Genomic DNA, 16,650 nt, shown 5'->3' with positions numbered 1-16,650 from the left:
CCAATGGCGGAGAGGGTGGGATTTTGAACCCACAATGCCGCCCGCCAAAACGGCATCAATGTCTCACCGAAGCCGCTGCCTTGAGTGTATTCTATTACTCGGAGACTTTCAAAAACAGGGCGACCAGCCGATCGTTGATATAGTAATTGTTTCTGCCGCTTTGATGTTTGCTAACAAAACCTGCGTCCGCCAACGTATCAAGGTAGCGAGCAGCAGTCTGTCGAGTGACATTTAACTCTTGCTGCACATAGTCGATCCGCGTGTAAGGATGCCTGAATAGGTTATTCAAAAGGTCCTGCGAATATAGCTTCGGGAACTCTTCCCGAAGTCTTCGCTTGGTTGTCGATATCTGCTCGCGAATGTTTTCGATGAGATCGAGAGTCGTCTTTGCTGTCTCATCAACAGCTTTAAGCATGTAAACCAGCCAACCTTCCCACTCGGCGGTGTCGCGCACATGTTGAAGCAGCCGATAATACTCGCCCTTCGAGTTATTGATTGCCCGGCTAAGATAGAGAATAGGGGTTTCGAGCAGATTGGCGCGTGTCAGATAGAGCACATTCAAAATACGCCCTATGCGGCCGTTTCCATCCGGGAACGGATGTATGCTCTCAAATTGGTGATGCACCAGCGCCATCTTGATGAGCGGGTCAAGCGGTGACAACTGATCGTCATTGATGAACCGCTCTAAGGCATCCATAGCGAAAGCAATCTCTCGCTGATCTTGTGGCGGGATATAGACAATCTCGCCAGTCCGATCGTTCCTCAGCGCAGTGCCTGGAGTTTGCCTGAAACCATCGTCCCGCTGCTTGAGGAGACGGAACATGCCGACGATAGTTGAATTGGGCAGCAGACCCTCAAACTGGGTGAGTTTATCGAAGCCATACTTAAGCGCATCGCGATATAGGGAGACCTCTTTTGCTGCTGGAGACTCTGGACCTTCCGGAAATAGCTCCGCTTGAAAGAGTTCATCCTGCGTCGTGACGATATTTTCGATTTCTGAGCTGGCCTTCGCTTCTTGTAGTGCCAGGGTATCGATCAGGATACCTTGGTTCGGTATCGCAGCCGCTCGCCCTTTCAGCTCAGCGAGCGATCTGTTCGCGGAGGCGAGTGCTTTCAATACCTCAATGGTCTCCAAGTCGGAGAGTTTAGAAAGATCTGGCAAGGAGTAGGTCGGCTTTAACATGTGCGACTCAATGAGTTAAAAAAAACGCATTTTCTTAACACGTCTGAGCCTCATGTTAAACTAGCGAACATTCGCTTACATGCGGCCAGACATCGCCAGCCGGTAGATCCTGAATATTGGGATGCGCGGCAAATACTTGGTCGTGCAGAGAATGTGGCCCTAGCCAATTTGGGCGACGAGATCCAAGCTTGACGAAAACCAGAGGCTGCGGGAAAACCTTGGAGCGCAAGGGATCCAGTGGCGGAGAGGGTGGGATTTGAACCCACGATACCCTTGCAGGTATGCCGCATTTCGAGTGCGGTGCATTCGACCACTCTGCCACCTCTCCGCGGTCTGGTCGGCGCTTGTTCGGCGCGGGCGTTCTCATAACGAGAGAATGACAAGCTGGCAAGACGAAATCTCGAAGCTTTTCATCCTTTTGCCTTGACAGTTTTTTGGGGCTCGCGTATCTCGGCTCCGCAATAGGTGTGGAGAAGTCTGCGCCTGCCTGTCTCGCGCTTGCGCGGGCAGATCACCGGCAGTGAGAGTTCTGGGCTGAAGCTCCTGAAATCCCTGCTTAACCTCGACTGATAAAAAGACGGCCACCTGCTGTTTGGCGGGCACGAGCCGGAACGAACATGAAAGGATAAAAAATGTTCGCAGTCATCAAGACCGGCGGTAAGCAGTACCGTGTGGCAGCAAACGACGTGCTGACCATCGAGAAGCTTGAAGCAACCGCTGGCGACGCAATTGAATTCACCGAAGTCCTCGTAATCGGCGAAGGCGCCGACGCTGCGATTGGTGCTCCCTTCGTCAAGGGCGCTTCCGTCAAGGCCGAAGTGGTCGAGCACAACCGCGGCAAGAAGGTCATCGCCTTCAAGAAGCGCCGTCGTCAGAACTCGAAGCGTACGCGCGGCCATCGCCAGCATCACACCGTTGTCCGTATCACGGACATCGTGGCTGCTAAGTAAGATCACGGGACTTTAAGGTTTAAAGGAGAACTCCAATGGCACACAAAAAAGCTGGCGGTTCATCGCGCAACGGTCGTGATTCCGAATCCAAGCGCCTTGGCGTGAAGAAGTTCGGCGGCGAAACCGTCATCGCAGGCAACATTATCGTGCGTCAGCGCGGTACGCAGTGGCATCCGGGTTCCAACGTCGGCCTCGGCAAGGATCACACGATCTTTGCTCTTACCGCCGGCAATGTGAACTACCGAACGAAGGCCAACGGTCGCGTATACGTGTCTGTAATGCCGAAAGCGGAAGCAGCGGAATAAGCCGGTAGCGCTCTAAAACAGCCGGCGTCTCATCGACCCGGCTGAGCGTAACAGGTTCAGTCCAGAAAACAGGGGAGATGGGGCGCCATCTCCCCTTTTTTCTTGTCCAACGAAGGAGGACTGAACATGCAAGGCGAATTGTTGAGGGAAGGCCAATCGCGGTCTCCCCGGGAAGACCAGCGGTCTCCCCGGGAAGACCAGCGGTCTCCCAAGGAACGGCTGAGGCCAGAGCGGTTAAGGACCGATTGCCCTGTCTTGTTATCGGAACGGCTCGTCATGCGCGCGCCCCACGAAGAAGACATCGACGCCCTTGCCCATCTTGCCAACAACGCCAAAGTCGCCACCATGGTGTCGCGCATGCCGCACCCGTACACGGCCAATGATGCTGCCGACTTCGTGCGTCGCACGAAAAACGGCGAGATTGGCAAGTGCGTCTATGCGATCACCAAGGCGGAGAACGGCGCATTTGTGGGGTGCTGCGGGGTCGAACCGCATCTCGATGGGCGGACCGTCGAGATCGGTTACTGGCTCGGAGAACCTTATTGGAATCAAGGCTTTATGACAGAGGCATGCCATGCTTTGGTCGATATGGTCTTCCGCACACGGCAGGATGTCGACCAGATCGATGCCCGTTGCCGGGTGATGAACGTCGCTTCGCGGCGGGTCATCCAGAAGTGCGGGTTCCAGTTCCAGGGATCGGGGCTGGCGGCATCGCTGGCGCTCGGCAGCAACGTGCCGGTCGAGTGGTACAGGCTCGACCGCAAGACCTGGATGTCGCTGAGAAGCTGGGGGAGCGTCTTATGAACGCGATCAGTCTTCAAAGACCCAGGAGCCAGTCGATAACGCCCGGGCCGTTACCGGTCATCACGACGGACCGGCTGGTGCTGCGCCCGCACAGGCTGAGTGATGCGGATGCGATCGCGGACACGTTGTCCGACTTCGCCGTCACCCGGATGCTCGCTCGTGTTCCTGCACCTTACGACAGGCAGGATGCGCTCGACTGGCTGGTGCCGGTGACGGCGGGTGGCATGCCCGATTGGCAGTTTGCCATCACGGCCGGCGACGACGCCCATATCGGCGTCGTCGCGATCGAGCTTCGCCATGGCCTTTGGCACCTCGGTTACTGGCTGAACCGCTTCTACTGGCGGCGCGGCTACATGAGCGAGGCGGTCTCGGCCGTGCTGGAGCGCTTTTCGCGCCGTATGCCGGAGACGACGGTTCATTCCGGCGTCTTCGCGGACAATCCGGCGTCGTTGAAGTTGCAGGAAAAGCTCGGCTTCCGCATGACCGGTTGCAGCGAAATCTACAGCTACGCGCGCAACACAATGGTCACGCATGTTGAGACCATGCTGAAGCCGGGCGCCCTGCAACAGGCCAGGATCGCTTGAGATGAAAGGAGGCGTCCCGATGTGTCGGGACGCCTCAATCCTTAGCCATCGATCTCGACCCAGACAGGGAAGTGATCGGAGCCGACCGAATTTGTGTCGATCTTCGCGGATTTCAGGCGGCCTGCAAGGCCGCAGCTGACGAAACAGTAGTCGAGATGCATGCGTTTGCCGTGATCCTTGGGATCCATCCAGCTAAAACTTCCGGGCGTATAGGCCTTCAGCGCAGCGAGTGTGTCGATCGGCGTACCGATACGCTGGACACGGCCGTAATAGCCATCGCTGGCACCGGCGAAAATGCAATATTCCGGCGATTCCGGCGTCATGTTGAAGTCGCCCATCACGACGTAATCGTCGGGCAGCGGCGGATCGCTGATGTCGAACTCTGCGCCACCCGTGAGCGACCCGCCCTCGGCAACAAAGGCGTTGATGTGCTCATTCAGATGGGAAAGCTGCCGGCTGCGCTCGTCGATGGAGACATGATCGAGATGCACCGAATAGACGCGCAGCGCGCCGGCGGGTGTCCCGATAACGGCCTCGGTCGCGCCACGCTGAAGATTGATCTTGGAGATCGTTCGGCTGCGCGGCAGAAGCAGCGTTCGGGTCGACAGGATCGGCCAGCGCGAGAGCACCATGTTTCCGAACTGGAAGCGGGTTCCGCGCGGCGGCCAACCGTCCGAAGCCTCTTCGACATGCAGATCACAAGCCGGTCCATAGGCCCAGAAATGGTCAGGAAAAAGCGCTGCGAGGTCCGCAACCATGTCGGCATAATCGTTGCGAACGAAGCCTCGGGTCACCTCCTGCAGCGCGATGATGTCGCCGCCCTCGAGGCTCGCGGCGATTCGGTCGAGGTCGTAGATGCCATCAAGACCGAAGCCGTACTGTATGTTATAGCTCGCAAACTTCACGATAATCCTTTGACCTCCGATTGAACCGCCTATATCGAAAGCGGCAAGAGGGGCGATGAACTGCCACCGGACAATGGAAGTAAAATGAAATTTCTCGACGAAGCAAAGGTCTATATCAAGTCCGGAGACGGCGGCGCGGGCAGTGTCTCGTTCCGGCGCGAGAAGTTCATCGAGTTCGGCGGCCCCGATGGCGGTGACGGCGGACGCGGCGGCGATGTCTGGGTCGAGGCGGTCAACGGTCTCAATACGCTGATCGATTTCCGCTACCAGCAGCACTTCAAGGCCAAGATCGGCACGCACGGTATGGGTAGAAACCGCACCGGTGCCAACGGCGATGACGTGACACTCAAGGTTCCGGTCGGCACGCAGGTTCTCGAAGAGGACCAGGAAACATTAATTTGCGACCTGACGAGAGAGGGACAACGGTTCCGGATCGCGACTGGCGGCAATGGTGGTTTCGGCAACGCGCATTTCAAGTCGTCGGTCAACCAGGCGCCGGATTGGGCAAATCCGGGGCTTCCCGGCGAAGAAAAGACGGTCTGGCTGCATCTGAAGCTGATTGCCGATGCCGGCCTCGTCGGTTTGCCGAATGCCGGTAAGTCGACCTTTCTAGCGGCTGTAACGCGTGCGCGTCCGAAGATCGCCAACTATCCCTTCACGACGCTTCACCCGAATCTCGGGGTCGCCACCATCGACGGGCAGGAGTTTATTCTCGCTGATATTCCCGGGTTGATCGAAGGCGCGCATGAGGGTGTGGGCATTGGCGATCGCTTCCTCGGACACGTCGAGCGCACGCGCGTGCTGCTGCATCTCGTGTCTGCGCAGGAGGAAAAAGTCGGCAAGGCCTACACGACGGTCAAAACGGAGCTCGAAGCCTATGGCAACGAACTGACCGATAAAGCCGAGATCGTTGCGCTTTCGCAGATCGACGTGTTGGACGACGCGACGCTGAAGAAGAAGACGAAGGAACTTGCCAAGGCCTGCGGCAAGACGCCGTTCCAGATTTCGGCGGCGACAGGCAAGGGTATGACCGAAGTATTGCGTGCCCTGCGCGATATCATCGTCGAGGCGAATGCCGGCGCGGCGGAAAAGCTTGCCAAGGCACCAAAGCTTCGCCACCGCGACATGGTCTCGGATGATGAAGGCGAGGTCAATGACGACGCGTAAGTCGCTCCAGCGCTATCGCCGCGTCGTCATCAAGATCGGCTCGGCTCTTCTCGTCGATCGCAAGACGGGTCTGAAGAAGACATGGCTGGACGCAATGTGCCGCGATATTGCGGCGCTGAAGGCCAAGGGCGTTGACATCCTCGTCGTTTCGTCGGGAGCGATCGCGCTCGGTCGGTCGGTCCTCGACCTGCCTTCGGGCGCTTTGAAGCTGGAGGAAAGCCAGGCGTCGGCAGCCGTCGGCCAGATCGCCTTGGCGCGTGCCTGGTCAGAGAGCCTTTCGCGGGACGAGATCGTTGCCGGCCAAATTCTCCTGACGCTCGGCGACACCGAGGAGCGCCGCCGTTATCTCAACGCGCGCGCCACTATCAATCAGCTTCTGAAAATCGGCGCCGTGCCGATCATCAACGAGAACGACACGGTTGCCACCAGCGAAATTCGCTACGGCGACAACGACCGCTTGGCTGCGCGTGTCGCGACGATGACCGGCGCCGATCTGCTCATTCTGCTATCCGACATCGATGGGCTCTATACGGCGCCACCACACCTCGATCCGCAGGCGGAGTTTCTCGCCACGATCGCTGAGATCACACCTGAAATCGAGGCCATGGCTGGGGGTGCTGCGTCCGAGCTGTCGCGTGGCGGCATGCGTACCAAGATCGATGCCGGCAAGATCGCGACGACGGCCGGCTGCGCAATGATCATTGCCTCCGGCAAGACGGACAGCCCGCTCTCGGCAATCGAGAAGGGCGCGCGCTCCTCGTGGTTTGCCCCTTCAAGGACTCCCGTCACGGCACGCAAGACCTGGATTGCGGGCCAGTTGCAGCCTGCCGGCGAACTTCACGTCGACGAGGGCGCCGTCGCTGCGCTCGGGGCAGGCAAGAGCTTGCTTCCTGCGGGCGTACGCAAGGTTATCGGGCTTTTCAGCCGCGGCGATACGGTGGCGATTATCGGCCCCCATGGCCGCGAGATCGCGCGCGGTCTTGCCGGCTACGATGCCGAGGAAGCGCGGCGGATCACTGGCCGCAAGTCGACGGAGATCGAGGCAATCCTCGGTTACGCAGGACGCGCGGCCATGATCCATCGCGACGACATGGTGATGACGTCGCAGGTCAGTTCAAAATCGGAAAGGCAGAAGAAGGACACAAGCTATGCTTGATACTGTTGCGCAGAGCCCTGACATTGACGCGCTGATGAACGACATCGGCCGCAAGGCCAAGGCTGCGGCGCGACCGTTGGGCTTCGCAACCACCGAGGCGAAGAACAGGGCGCTGAATGCCATGGCAGATGCGATTCTCGCCCACAAGGATCACATCCTCGCTGAAAACGCCAAGGATCTAAAGGATGTCGCCGGCACGGATATGCTTGAGTCCTTCGTCGACCGCTTGACTCTGACCGAGAAGCGCATTGTCGAGATGGCTGAAGGCATCCGCGCGATCGCCGCTCTCAAGGACCCGGTCGGTGAGGTGATCGCGGCCTGGGAACGGCCGAATGGTTTGAAGATCGAGCGCGTCCGCACGCCGCTCGGCGTCATCGGGGTGATTTTCGAGAGCCGCCCGAATGTGACGGCGGATGCTGGAGCGCTGTGCCTGAAAGCTGGCAATGCGGTCATTTTGCGCTGCGGTTCGGACTCTCGGCGTTCGTCGCAGGCAATCCAAGCTTGCCTCGCGCAGGGTCTGAAGGCGGCCGGACTTCCGGAGCACGCTATTCAGCTCGTGCCGGTGACCGATCGCGCTGCCGTTGGCGCGATGCTGCGCGGACTGGATGGTGCAATCGACGTTATCGTTCCGCGTGGTGGCAAGAGCCTCGTTGCGCGCGTTCAGAACGAGGCGAGGGTGCCCGTCTTCGCTCACCTCGAAGGGCTTTGCCATATCTATGTGGATGCCTCGGCCAATCTCGGCATGGCCAAGGAGATCGTCGTCAACGCAAAAATGCGGCGCACGGGTATTTGCGGTGCAGTGGAGACTATTCTCGTCGACAGCGCTGTGGCCAGCACGCATCTTCGCCCGCTGCTGGACGCTCTTACAGGAGCCGGTTGCGAGATCCGCGGTTCGGCAGCCGTCGTTCAGGCAATGCCTGGCGTGAAGGCAGCAAGCGAGGAGGATTGGTCGACGGAATATCTGGATGCCATCGTTTCGGTTGCCGTCGTTGAGGGCATTTCCGGGGCGATCCAGCACATCCAGACCTATTCCTCCAACCACACCGAGGCTGTGATTGCCGACGATCCCGATGTGGTCGAGCGATTCTTCACCGAGGTCGATTCGGCGATCCTGCTGCACAATGCATCGACCCAGTTTGCCGATGGCGGCGAGTTCGGGATGGGTGCCGAGATCGGCATCGCGACCGGCAAGATGCACGCCCGCGGCCCCGTCGGCGTCGAGCAGTTGACATCCTTCAAGTATCGGGTGCACGGCACCGGACAGACCCGGCCCTGACGTGATCAACGACGAAGTCGACCGACGTTATCTTCGCATGCCGCATACGGAGCGCGGCATGGTCGTCGGTCTTTTCGGTGGTTCCTTCAATCCGCCGCATGACGGACATGCGCTGGTTGCCGAAATCGCGATCAAGCGGCTTGGCCTCGATCAATTGTGGTGGATTGTTACCCCCGGCAATCCGCTCAAGGATCGGCGCCATCTCTTGCCGCTTGCCGAGCGCATCGCGCTGAGCGAGCGGCTTGCCCGCCATCCCTTAATCAAGGTCACGGCTTTCGAGCGCGATTTCGCGACGAGCTTTACGGCAAACACGTTGGCTCGCGTCAAGGCGCGCAATCCGCATGTCCATTTTATCTGGATCATGGGGGCGGATAGCCTGAAGACTTTCCATCAGTGGCAACACTGGCAGGACATCGTCAACACATTTCCGATTGCAGTTATCGACCGCCCAGGCTCCACCCTGTCGCTTTTGTCATCGAAGATGGCAAGGACGTTTGATTTCGCTCGCATCGACGAGGACGATTCGCGCGCGCTCTGGAAGCGGCGGGCACCAGCCTGGACCTTCATACACGGTCCGCGCTCCGGCCTAAGCTCGACTGCCATCCGCGCCACGAACGGCGCTCGGAAGTAGTGCGATTTTTCCGGAGCTTGACAAATGAAAAGCCCGACGGGGGAGGAGATCCGTCGGGCTTCGTAAACTTGATCGACAACTGGGAGGAGGAGTGCTGCCGATCCATATCCAACGGCTTTGGGAGGAGGAGATCGCCGTTCGATGAGTGTGTTGTACCATAGTAGCCGGATTTTTGAACCGGTTCCATTGCATTGCAGCAATGCATTGAGAGCATGGCTATGCGAGGCGACCGGTTTCTTCCTGCCTAATTATTTCGCACTTCCGGGGATTTCTGTTGAGATCCCAAACCCTTGGGGAATCTTCCCCTAAAATCATAGGGTCATTTTTGCAAATTTGGAAGCCGAAGGCGTTTAGACATGCAGTTCACGAATGTGTGAAGTCTGAAGTTGACGAGTGATCCGAAGGGTTATGCTTGGTTGAAATATAGCGCTAGGCACGGCGCTGGCGACGTTATATTTCTACGAATATTGCGAAACTCGGGGAGATATCATGCACAGTCGCCGCCAATGGATCAAATTCGCTGCCGCCGCCTTTTCGGCCGCTTTTCTGGGCATTGCCGCAACACCTGCCGCGGCTGCGGAGAAGGTCACCGTCTTCGCGGCGGCCAGCCTAAAGAACGCGCTCGACGCAGCGAACGCTGCTTGGGCCAAGGAGGGCGGCAAGGAGACTGTTGCCTCGTACGCCGCGAGCTCGGCGCTTGCGAAACAGATCGAAGGCGGCGCACCGGCGGACATCTTCATCTCCGCCGACCTGGACTGGATGGACTATCTTGCGAAGAAGAATCTGATCAAGTCCGACAGCCGGTCCAATCTGTTGGGTAACAAGATCGTGCTTGTCGCAGCTAAGGATGACGCCAAACCGGTCGAGATCACGAAGGGCTTTGACCTTGCGACTTTGCTCGGTGATGGCAAGCTCGCCATGGGTGAGGTGAAGTCGGTTCCGGCTGGCAAGTACGGCAAGGCTGCGCTTGAAGCGCTTGGCGTGTGGCCCTCGGTTGAAGCCAAGGTCGCCGGCGCTGAAAGCGTTCGTGCCGCGCTTGCGTTGGTATCGCGCGGCGAGGCTCCCTATGGCATCGTCTATCAGACCGATGCCTCCGCGGACGCGGGCGTTGCCGTCGTCGGCACCTTCCCGGCGGATTCACATCCTCCGATCATTTATCCGATCGCCATTCTCTCCGAGAGCAAGAATCCGGATGCCGCGGCCTACGTGGAATTCCTGAAGTCGGAGAAAGCCGCTCATTTCTTTGCCGAGCAGGGCTTCACCATCTTGAAATAATTGCGATTTTTCGCATGAAGACGTAGCCTGAGAGGGCCTGTTCGAACGGGCCTTCTATTTTTGGAGAGACTGGCTTGGACGCACTCGGCCTGAGCAATGATGAATGGACGGCAATCTTGCTCAGCCTGCGCGTGTCAGTTGTCGCGATGCTGGCAAGTTTGCCATTCGGCATCGCGGTTGCCCTCCTGCTGGCGCGGGGGCGGTTTTGGGGTAAGTCGGTTCTCAATGGCGTTGTTCATCTGCCGCTGATCCTGCCGCCTGTGGTCACGGGATTCATCTTGCTGATCCTCTTCGGTCGACGTGGGCCGATTGGTAGCTTCCTCGATCAGTATTTTGGCATTGTCTTTTCGTTTCGCTGGACAGGTGCGGCACTTGCCTGCGCGGTCATGGCCTTTCCCTTGATGGTGCGCAGCATCCGGCTTTCGATCGAAGCGGTCGATCGAAAACTGGAAGAGGCGGCCGGCACGCTGGGAGCCAGTCCGCTCTGGGTTTTCCTGACGATCACGCTACCCTTGACGCTGCCCGGGATCATTGCCGGCATGATCCTTTCCTTTGCCAAAGCGATGGGGGAGTTCGGGGCAACGATCACGTTTGTCTCCAACATTCCCGGGGAGACGCAGACGCTTTCGTCCGCGATCTACTCCTTCACGCAGGTCCCGGGCGGCGATGCCGGTGCCCTCCGGCTGACACTCGTCGCTGTCGTCATTTCGATGGTCGCTTTGCTTGCCTCGGAATTCCTCTCGCGCATCGCCGGCAGGAGGATTGACCCGGAATGACGCTCGTCGTGAAAGCAAAGCAGCGGCTCGGTGCTTTTGCCCTTGATGCCGGCTTCACCTCCGAGCGCGGGATCACGGCCCTTTTCGGTCGTTCGGGCTCCGGCAAGACGTCGCTGATCCGTGTCATTGCCGGCTTGTCGCGGCCCGACCAGGGGCAAGTAATTCTGGACGGCGACGTCATGACCGATACCGACCGGCGGATCTTTGTCGCCAAGCATCGCCGAAGATTCGGCTATGTCTTCCAGGAGGCGCGGTTGTTTCCGCACCTCAGTGTCCGTCATAATCTTCTATATGGTGGGTGGTTTTCCAAAGCGGCCGGTCCGGCGCAGAACCTGGATCGAATTGTCGCGCTGCTCGGCATGGAAAACCTGCTCGAGCGCCGACCGGAAAAGCTCTCTGGTGGCGAGAAGCAACGCGTGGCAATTGGCCGGGCCCTGCTCTCGGCTCCCCGCCTCTTGTTGATGGACGAACCCCTAGCGGCGTTGGATGATGCCCGAAAATCGGAAGTCATGCCCTACCTCGAGCGGTTGCGCGACGAGATGGATATTCCGATCGTCTATGTCAGCCACTCGATCGCCGAGGTGGCGCGCCTCGCCAATCAGGTCGTGGTCATGCGGGATGGCAAGGTGGAGGCGGTCGGCTCAGCCGTGGATGTGCTGAACCACCCGCCTGCCTCGTTCGAGCGGCGTGATGCGGGTGCACTCCTCGAGGGAAAGGTCGAAAGCGTCGATGCGCTGCATCGCATTGCGACGATTACGCTGAAATCAACGCAGCTTCATGTCCCGGGCGCGGCGCTCACACCCGGGAAGGCGGTTCGGGTCCGGATCCCCTCTCGTGACGTTATACTCGCAATGAGAAGGCCCGAGGCGCTGAGCGCGCTGAACGTGCTTGAAGGCACTGTTCGGGACATGACGCAGGCCGATGACGCCACGATCGATGTGCTCGTCGATTGCGGGGGGGATATCATTCTCTCGCGGATCACGAGTTTTTCGGCAGAGCGGCTGGGCGTGCGCATTGGGGCGTTTGTCTTTGCCGTCATAAAAACCGTCGCGCTCGAACAGTGATCAACGACCGGTTTGTGGCGATCGGTTGGCCTCCAGCCAGGCCAGATCCTCCGCAAGGGTGAACTTCACCATCCGCTCCATCTTTCGGAAGCGGGCAAGGAGTTCATCACCGAACGGCGTGAGCGTTGCACCCCCGCCCTTCTGGCCACCGCGCTGGGATTCGACCACGGGGTCCCGGAACATCCGGTTCATGTCGCTGACAAGCAACCAGGCACGACGATAGGACATGTCCATCGCTCTGCCTGCGGCGGAAATCGATCCGGTTTCCCTGATATGTTCGAGCAGTTCCATCTTGCCGCGCCCGAGCCGGTCCTCATGAGGAAAGCTGATACGGAGGATAGGAATGAGCGTGTCTTCGGCAGGGCTTTTCATCGGACGGATCTTTGCGGTCGGAACGGAACTTACTTTACGTGTGGTGATAGGGACTGTACACAGCGGCCACATGCGCACCTCCTCCGTTCAACAATGGTTTGTGATCAAGACGGACATTCACGCTTTGTGATTGCAAGCATCTTGAAACGTTAATGGTTTGGTGCCTATCTTAACTGTGATTTGGTCACCAAATCAGTGATGTGCATGTTTTGTCATTCCGAGAAAGGGAAAGCACTGACAACAGTACACGCCAAGGGAAAAACGCTTACCGTTGTCCCGAAGAGCCCGGAACGTGGCGCCGATGCTGCCGCCCGCGCCCTGCACGCCGTCCTCACAAGCCTTGAGGACTCTAAGGCTGAAGATATTGTCACCATCGACATCGCTGGAAAATCGGCACTGGGAGACTTCATGGTCGTCGTCTCCGGGCGCTCGAACAGGCATGTTATGGCGATCTCTGACCACCTGCTGACTGATCTCAAAGACGAGGGCCTTGGAAGCGCCCGTGTCGAAGGTCAGGAAGGCGGCGATTGGATCCTGATCGACACCGGCGATGTCATCGTCCATGTCTTCCGTCCTGAAATACGCGAGTTCTATAACATCGAAAAGATGTGGGCCGCGCCCGATATGGACGAAGAAACGGTACACTAACAGGCTGTCTGGACGCTGTGTCCGGCGCCTGATAGACGGCATTTCGTTGGCCGGATGATCGAACCCAGCCGGCGGCATGTCTGTGCCGCCCTATGCCGAACTGCGGGAGCGGATGATGCGTGTTGGTCTTTTTGCGGTGGGGCGGCTGAAGTCCGGCCCGGAGAAGGATCTTGCGGCCCGTTATTTCGATCGTTTTGCCAAGTCCGGCCCTGCGATCGGCCTCGAATTCTCCCGCGTGGCTGAAGTTGCTGAAAGTCGCGCCTCGAACGCTGACACTCGCAAGCGTGAGGAAGCGGCGATGCTGCAGAAGTCGCTGGCGGATGGGAGTGTTCTGATTTTGTTGGACGAGCGAGGCAGGGCGCTGGACAGCGAAGGGTTTGCCAATCTCCTTGGAAACTATCGCGACCAGGGCAAGCGCGACCTGATGATTGCCATCGGCGGCGCCGACGGTCTCGATCCGTCATTATACGACCTTGCCGATGCCACCCTCTGTCTCGGCAAGATGACGTGGCCGCATCAGTTGGTTCGTACGCTGATCGCCGAACAGCTCTATCGAGCCGTGACGATTCTTTCCGGCCATCCCTATCATCGCGTATGACGGGCTTTGCTGCTCACGCAGGCGTCTCCGTCGTGGAGTGCGCGGACCCCCAATCGATCTGGCAAAGAACGCCAAATCAGCCTAATCTCTGCGCGATTTGAAAGGACTTCGAAGTTCGTATGCCGACACGTGCGTTCAAGCCAAAATTCGTCATTCTGTCGGCCTTGGCTGCAGGCTTGAGCGTATCTGTGCCAGCAGTTGCGAACCGCGTCTTCGCCGTTAGCGCCTTTGCCCAGGATGCGCCGGAGTCGATGCCGCCGGCCGAGACGCCTGCCGCCACAACTGGTACGGCCACCCAGGAGCGGCCCGATCCGGCAGCTGATCTGGCGAGGAAGCGGGACGAGACGCGGGCTGAACTCGAAGCCTTGTCTAAAACGATCGATCTTTCATCGGATAAGGTTGCCGAGCTTCAGAAGAGCATCGCGGATCTGGACAAGAACAGCAGCAGCGTTCGTCAGGCGCTGATCGATTCAGCGACGCGGCGCAAGTCGCTCGAGAAGCAGATCCTGGAAAGCGAGAAGAAGCTTGCCGATCTCGGCGTAAAGGAAGACGCGGTTCGCCGATCGCTGCATGAACGGCGTGGTTTGCTGGCCGAGGTACTTGGTGCCTTGCAGCGCATGGGCCGCAATCCGCCGCCGGCCCTTCTCGTCACGCCCGACGATGCACTCGCTTCGGTCCGCAGCGCAATCCTGCTTGGCGCTGTGGTTCCGGGTATCCGAAAGGAGACCGACAAGCTCGCCGCCGATCTTGCCGACCTGTCTTCATTGCAAGCAGCAAGCGCTGCAGAGAAATCAGCCTTCACCGCTACGATGACCAACAGCATCGAGGAAGAGCGACGGATGGATTTGCTTCTCGCTGAGAACGAGAAGTTGAGCCGCAGCAGCGCTGCGGAACTGGATGCGCAGAAGAAGCGCTCGGAAGATCTTGCCAGCAAGGCGACAAGCCTGGAGGGGCTGGTCGCATCCATGGAAACCGAGATCGCATCGGTTCGCGACGCCGCCGCTGCAGCCCGCCAGGCCGAGGAGAACCGCAAGCTTCTCACCGACGAGCAGCGCGCCCAGGCCAAGGTTCTCGCAGAGAGCGGCGTGCCTGATAAAAACCGCATTGCGCCCGCATATCCGTTCGGAGAATTGAAGGCGAAGCTGGAATTGCCTGTGGCAGGCGATGTCCTCCGCCAGTTCGGCGATGCCGACGGAACCGGCCATGAGGCGATGGGAATGACGCTTGCCACCAATCCGGAAACGGTGGTTACCGCTCCCGCAGATGGCCATGTCGTCTATGCGGGTGCATTCCGCAGCTACGGCCAGATGATCATCCTCGACGCAGGCGACGGCTACCATCTTGTCCTCTCTGGAATGGAGACGATCAGCACGCGTCAGGGCAAGTTCGTTTTCGCCGGCGAGCCGCTTGCGGCCATGGGTGCAAAAAGAGTGGCGAGCGCGACTGCATTGGCGCTGGAAACCAACCGTCCAACGCTTTACATTGAATTTCGAAAAGATGGAAAACCGGTCGATTCCCGGCCATGGTGGACCGCTAAAGACACTGGAAAGGCACGCAATGATTCGTAGGGCTTCTCTTGTTCTGGTCGGCGCATTAATGGGTGCGACCGCGATGAGCGTCATCTATTCGGCGGGCGTGCCTGCGGAAGCAGCCGGAGCCTCCACTTACAAGGAGCTTTCCGTTTTTGGTGACGTTTTTGAGCGTGTGCGCGCACAGTATGTGACGCCGCCGGCCGAAGACAAACTCATCGAAAACGCCATCAATGGCATGCTTTCTTCGCTGGATCCGCATTCGAGCTACATGAATGCCAAGGATGCAGCTGACATGCAGACCCAGACGAAGGGCGAATTTGGCGGCCTCGGCATCGAGGTCACCATGGAAGACGAGCTCGTCAAGGTCATTACGCCGATCGACGACACGCCTGCAGCAAAGGCCGGCGTTCTTGCCGGCGATTACATCTCCGAGATCGACGGTCAGTCTGTTCGCGGCCTGAAGCTGGAAGACGCGGTCGAAAAGATGCGCGGTCCGGTCAACACGCCGATCAAGCTGACGCTAATCCGCAAGGGTGCCGACAAGCCGATTCAGCTGACGATTGTCCGCGATGTCGTCGCGGTCCAGGCCGTGAAGTCGCGCGTCGAGGATGATGTCGGCTATCTGCGCGTCATTTCCTTTACCGAAAAGACCTACCCGGATCTCGAGAAGGCGATCGAGAAGATCAAGAAGACGGTCCCGGCTGACAAGCTGAAGGGCTATGTGCTCGACCTGCGTCTGAACCCGGGCGGTCTGCTCGATCAGGCAATCCAGGTTTCGGATGCGTTGTTGCAGCGCGGCGAAGTGGTTTCCACCCGCGGCCGCAATCCGGATGAGACCCGCCGTTTCAACGCTGGTCCGGGTGACCTGACGGATGGCAAGCCGGTGATCGTGCTGATCAACGGCGGTTCGGCATCTGCTTCGGAAATCGTTGCCGGTGCGTTGCAGGATCTGCGTCGTGCGACTGTTCTCGGTACGCGTTCGTTCGGCAAGGGCTCGGTCCAGACGATCATCCCGCTCGGCGAAAACGGCGCGCTGCGACTGACGACAGCTCTCTACTATACGCCGTCGGGCCGCTCCATTCAGGGCACGGGCATCACGCCTGATATCAAGGTCGAGGAGCCGCTGCCGGATGATCTGAAGGGCAAGATGGTCACGGAAGGTGAGTCAAGTCTGCGCGGGCACATCAAGGGTCAGAGCGAGACGGACGAAGGCTCCGGTTCGGTTGCCTACATTCCGCCGGATCCGAAGGATGACGTCCAGCTCAACTACGCGCTTGATCTGCTTCGCGGCAAGAAGACCGACCCGGCCTTCCCGCCCAATCCGGACAAGGCCGTCAGCGCCAAGTAATTGCAATATGAGGCGTCAGGCCGGATGGTATGTCCGGCCTGACGCCTTTTTGCTGTCCTGATCTGAAGCGGAAAAG

The 16,650-nt window shown here is 58.9% G+C and carries 18 protein-coding genes and 1 tRNA gene; 15 read left to right on the top strand and 4 right to left on the bottom strand.

The genetic code is table 11. The features are described from left to right. Positions 1-94 precede the first annotated feature (94 nt). Positions 95-1,183 (bottom strand): Fic family protein, encoded by a 1,089-nt coding sequence (locus tag K9B32_RS12010; RefSeq protein WP_224562179.1) that lies wholly within the window; start codon positions 1,181-1,183, stop codon positions 95-97. A gap of 238 nt (positions 1,184-1,421) precedes the next feature. Beyond that, positions 1,422-1,511 (bottom strand) — tRNA-Ser (locus K9B32_RS12005). A gap of 304 nt (positions 1,512-1,815) precedes the next feature. Here K9B32_RS12005 and rplU point away from each other — a divergent pair. The 4 genes from rplU to K9B32_RS11985 all read left to right on the top strand — a co-directional run bounded on the left by rplU (position 1,816) and on the right by K9B32_RS11985 (position 3,826). Continuing rightward, on the top strand, positions 1,816-2,133 hold the full coding sequence (gene rplU, locus K9B32_RS12000) for a 50S ribosomal protein L21 (protein ID WP_007790977.1): 318 nt from the start codon (positions 1,816-1,818) through the stop codon (positions 2,131-2,133). 35 nt (positions 2,134-2,168) lie between these two features. Further along, positions 2,169-2,438: a 50S ribosomal protein L27 gene (rpmA, locus tag K9B32_RS11995; protein ID WP_007790980.1), complete on the top strand. Its 270-nt coding sequence runs from the start codon at positions 2,169-2,171 to the stop codon at positions 2,436-2,438. 126 nt (positions 2,439-2,564) lie between these two features. After that, positions 2,565-3,242, top strand: a complete 678-nt coding sequence (locus K9B32_RS11990) for a GNAT family N-acetyltransferase (protein ID WP_224562177.1) — start codon at positions 2,565-2,567, stop codon at positions 3,240-3,242. After that, complete coding sequence (locus K9B32_RS11985; protein WP_224562175.1) at positions 3,239-3,826, top strand: GNAT family N-acetyltransferase; 588 nt, start codon at positions 3,239-3,241, stop codon at positions 3,824-3,826. The genes K9B32_RS11990 and K9B32_RS11985 overlap by 4 nt, the downstream gene beginning before the upstream one ends. 41 nt (positions 3,827-3,867) lie before the next feature. On the opposite strand, the gene K9B32_RS11980 is transcribed toward K9B32_RS11985, so the two are convergent. Then, complete coding sequence (locus tag K9B32_RS11980; protein WP_224562173.1) at positions 3,868-4,731, bottom strand: endonuclease/exonuclease/phosphatase family protein; 864 nt, start codon at positions 4,729-4,731, stop codon at positions 3,868-3,870. 84 nt (positions 4,732-4,815) lie between these two features. Between K9B32_RS11980 and obgE the strand changes: the two genes are divergently transcribed. From obgE to modC, 7 genes are all read left to right on the top strand, one after another. Continuing rightward, on the top strand, positions 4,816-5,898 hold the full coding sequence (obgE, locus tag K9B32_RS11975; RefSeq protein ID WP_007790993.1) for a GTPase ObgE: 1,083 nt from the start codon (positions 4,816-4,818) through the stop codon (positions 5,896-5,898). Then, positions 5,885-7,054: a glutamate 5-kinase gene (gene proB, locus K9B32_RS11970; protein WP_224562169.1), complete on the top strand. Its 1,170-nt coding sequence runs from the start codon at positions 5,885-5,887 to the stop codon at positions 7,052-7,054. The genes obgE and proB overlap by 14 nt, the downstream gene beginning before the upstream one ends. Next, a complete protein-coding gene (locus K9B32_RS11965) occupies positions 7,047-8,330 on the top strand; it encodes a glutamate-5-semialdehyde dehydrogenase (protein ID WP_224562166.1) in 1,284 nt (427 codons plus the stop codon). The genes proB and K9B32_RS11965 overlap by 8 nt, the downstream gene beginning before the upstream one ends. Before the next feature lie 37 nt (positions 8,331-8,367). Beyond that, positions 8,368-8,961, top strand: coding sequence for a nicotinate-nucleotide adenylyltransferase (locus K9B32_RS11960; protein ID WP_224562278.1), 594 nt, complete (start codon positions 8,368-8,370; stop codon positions 8,959-8,961). 489 nt (positions 8,962-9,450) lie between these two features. Further along, positions 9,451-10,236 (top strand): molybdate ABC transporter substrate-binding protein, encoded by a 786-nt coding sequence (gene modA / locus K9B32_RS11955; protein ID WP_224562164.1) that lies wholly within the window; start codon positions 9,451-9,453, stop codon positions 10,234-10,236. 74 nt (positions 10,237-10,310) lie between these two features. Further along, positions 10,311-11,012 (top strand): molybdate ABC transporter permease subunit, encoded by a 702-nt coding sequence (gene modB, locus K9B32_RS11950; protein ID WP_224562162.1) that lies wholly within the window; start codon positions 10,311-10,313, stop codon positions 11,010-11,012. Further along, on the top strand, positions 11,009-12,076 hold the full coding sequence (modC, locus tag K9B32_RS11945) for a molybdenum ABC transporter ATP-binding protein (protein WP_224562161.1): 1,068 nt from the start codon (positions 11,009-11,011) through the stop codon (positions 12,074-12,076). Before modB ends, modC begins: the two co-directional genes overlap by 4 nt. On the opposite strand, the gene K9B32_RS11940 is transcribed toward modC, so the two are convergent. After that, the gene (locus K9B32_RS11940) at positions 12,077-12,448 is read right to left on the bottom strand and encodes a winged helix-turn-helix domain-containing protein (RefSeq protein WP_224562159.1); all 372 of its coding nucleotides are present in this window, start codon (positions 12,446-12,448) and stop codon (positions 12,077-12,079) included. A 204-nt stretch (positions 12,449-12,652) separates the two neighbouring features. Here K9B32_RS11940 and rsfS point away from each other — a divergent pair, with 204 nt between their 5' ends. The 4 genes from rsfS to K9B32_RS11920 all read left to right on the top strand — a co-directional run bounded on the left by rsfS (position 12,653) and on the right by K9B32_RS11920 (position 16,574). Further along, positions 12,653-13,096 carry a ribosome silencing factor gene (rsfS, locus tag K9B32_RS11935; RefSeq protein WP_224562157.1) on the top strand — a complete coding sequence of 148 codons (444 nt, stop codon included), beginning with the start codon at positions 12,653-12,655 and terminating at the stop codon, positions 13,094-13,096. A 115-nt stretch (positions 13,097-13,211) separates the two neighbouring features. Further along, positions 13,212-13,694, top strand: a complete 483-nt coding sequence (rlmH, locus tag K9B32_RS11930; RefSeq protein ID WP_224562276.1) for a 23S rRNA (pseudouridine(1915)-N(3))-methyltransferase RlmH — start codon at positions 13,212-13,214, stop codon at positions 13,692-13,694. 119 nt (positions 13,695-13,813) lie between these two features. Further along, positions 13,814-15,262: a murein hydrolase activator EnvC family protein gene (locus K9B32_RS11925; protein WP_224562155.1), complete on the top strand. Its 1,449-nt coding sequence runs from the start codon at positions 13,814-13,816 to the stop codon at positions 15,260-15,262. Next, on the top strand, positions 15,252-16,574 hold the full coding sequence (locus tag K9B32_RS11920) for a S41 family peptidase (protein WP_007791027.1): 1,323 nt from the start codon (positions 15,252-15,254) through the stop codon (positions 16,572-16,574). The genes K9B32_RS11925 and K9B32_RS11920 overlap by 11 nt, the downstream gene beginning before the upstream one ends. The last annotated feature ends 76 nt before the right edge of the window (positions 16,575-16,650 follow it).

The organism is Rhizobium sp. 3T7, from assembly GCF_020166565.1.
Classification (GTDB): domain Bacteria; phylum Pseudomonadota; class Alphaproteobacteria; order Rhizobiales; family Rhizobiaceae; genus Rhizobium.
The sequence above is the reverse complement of the archived record's forward strand: the minus strand, read 5'-3'. Positions and strand labels throughout refer to the sequence as shown.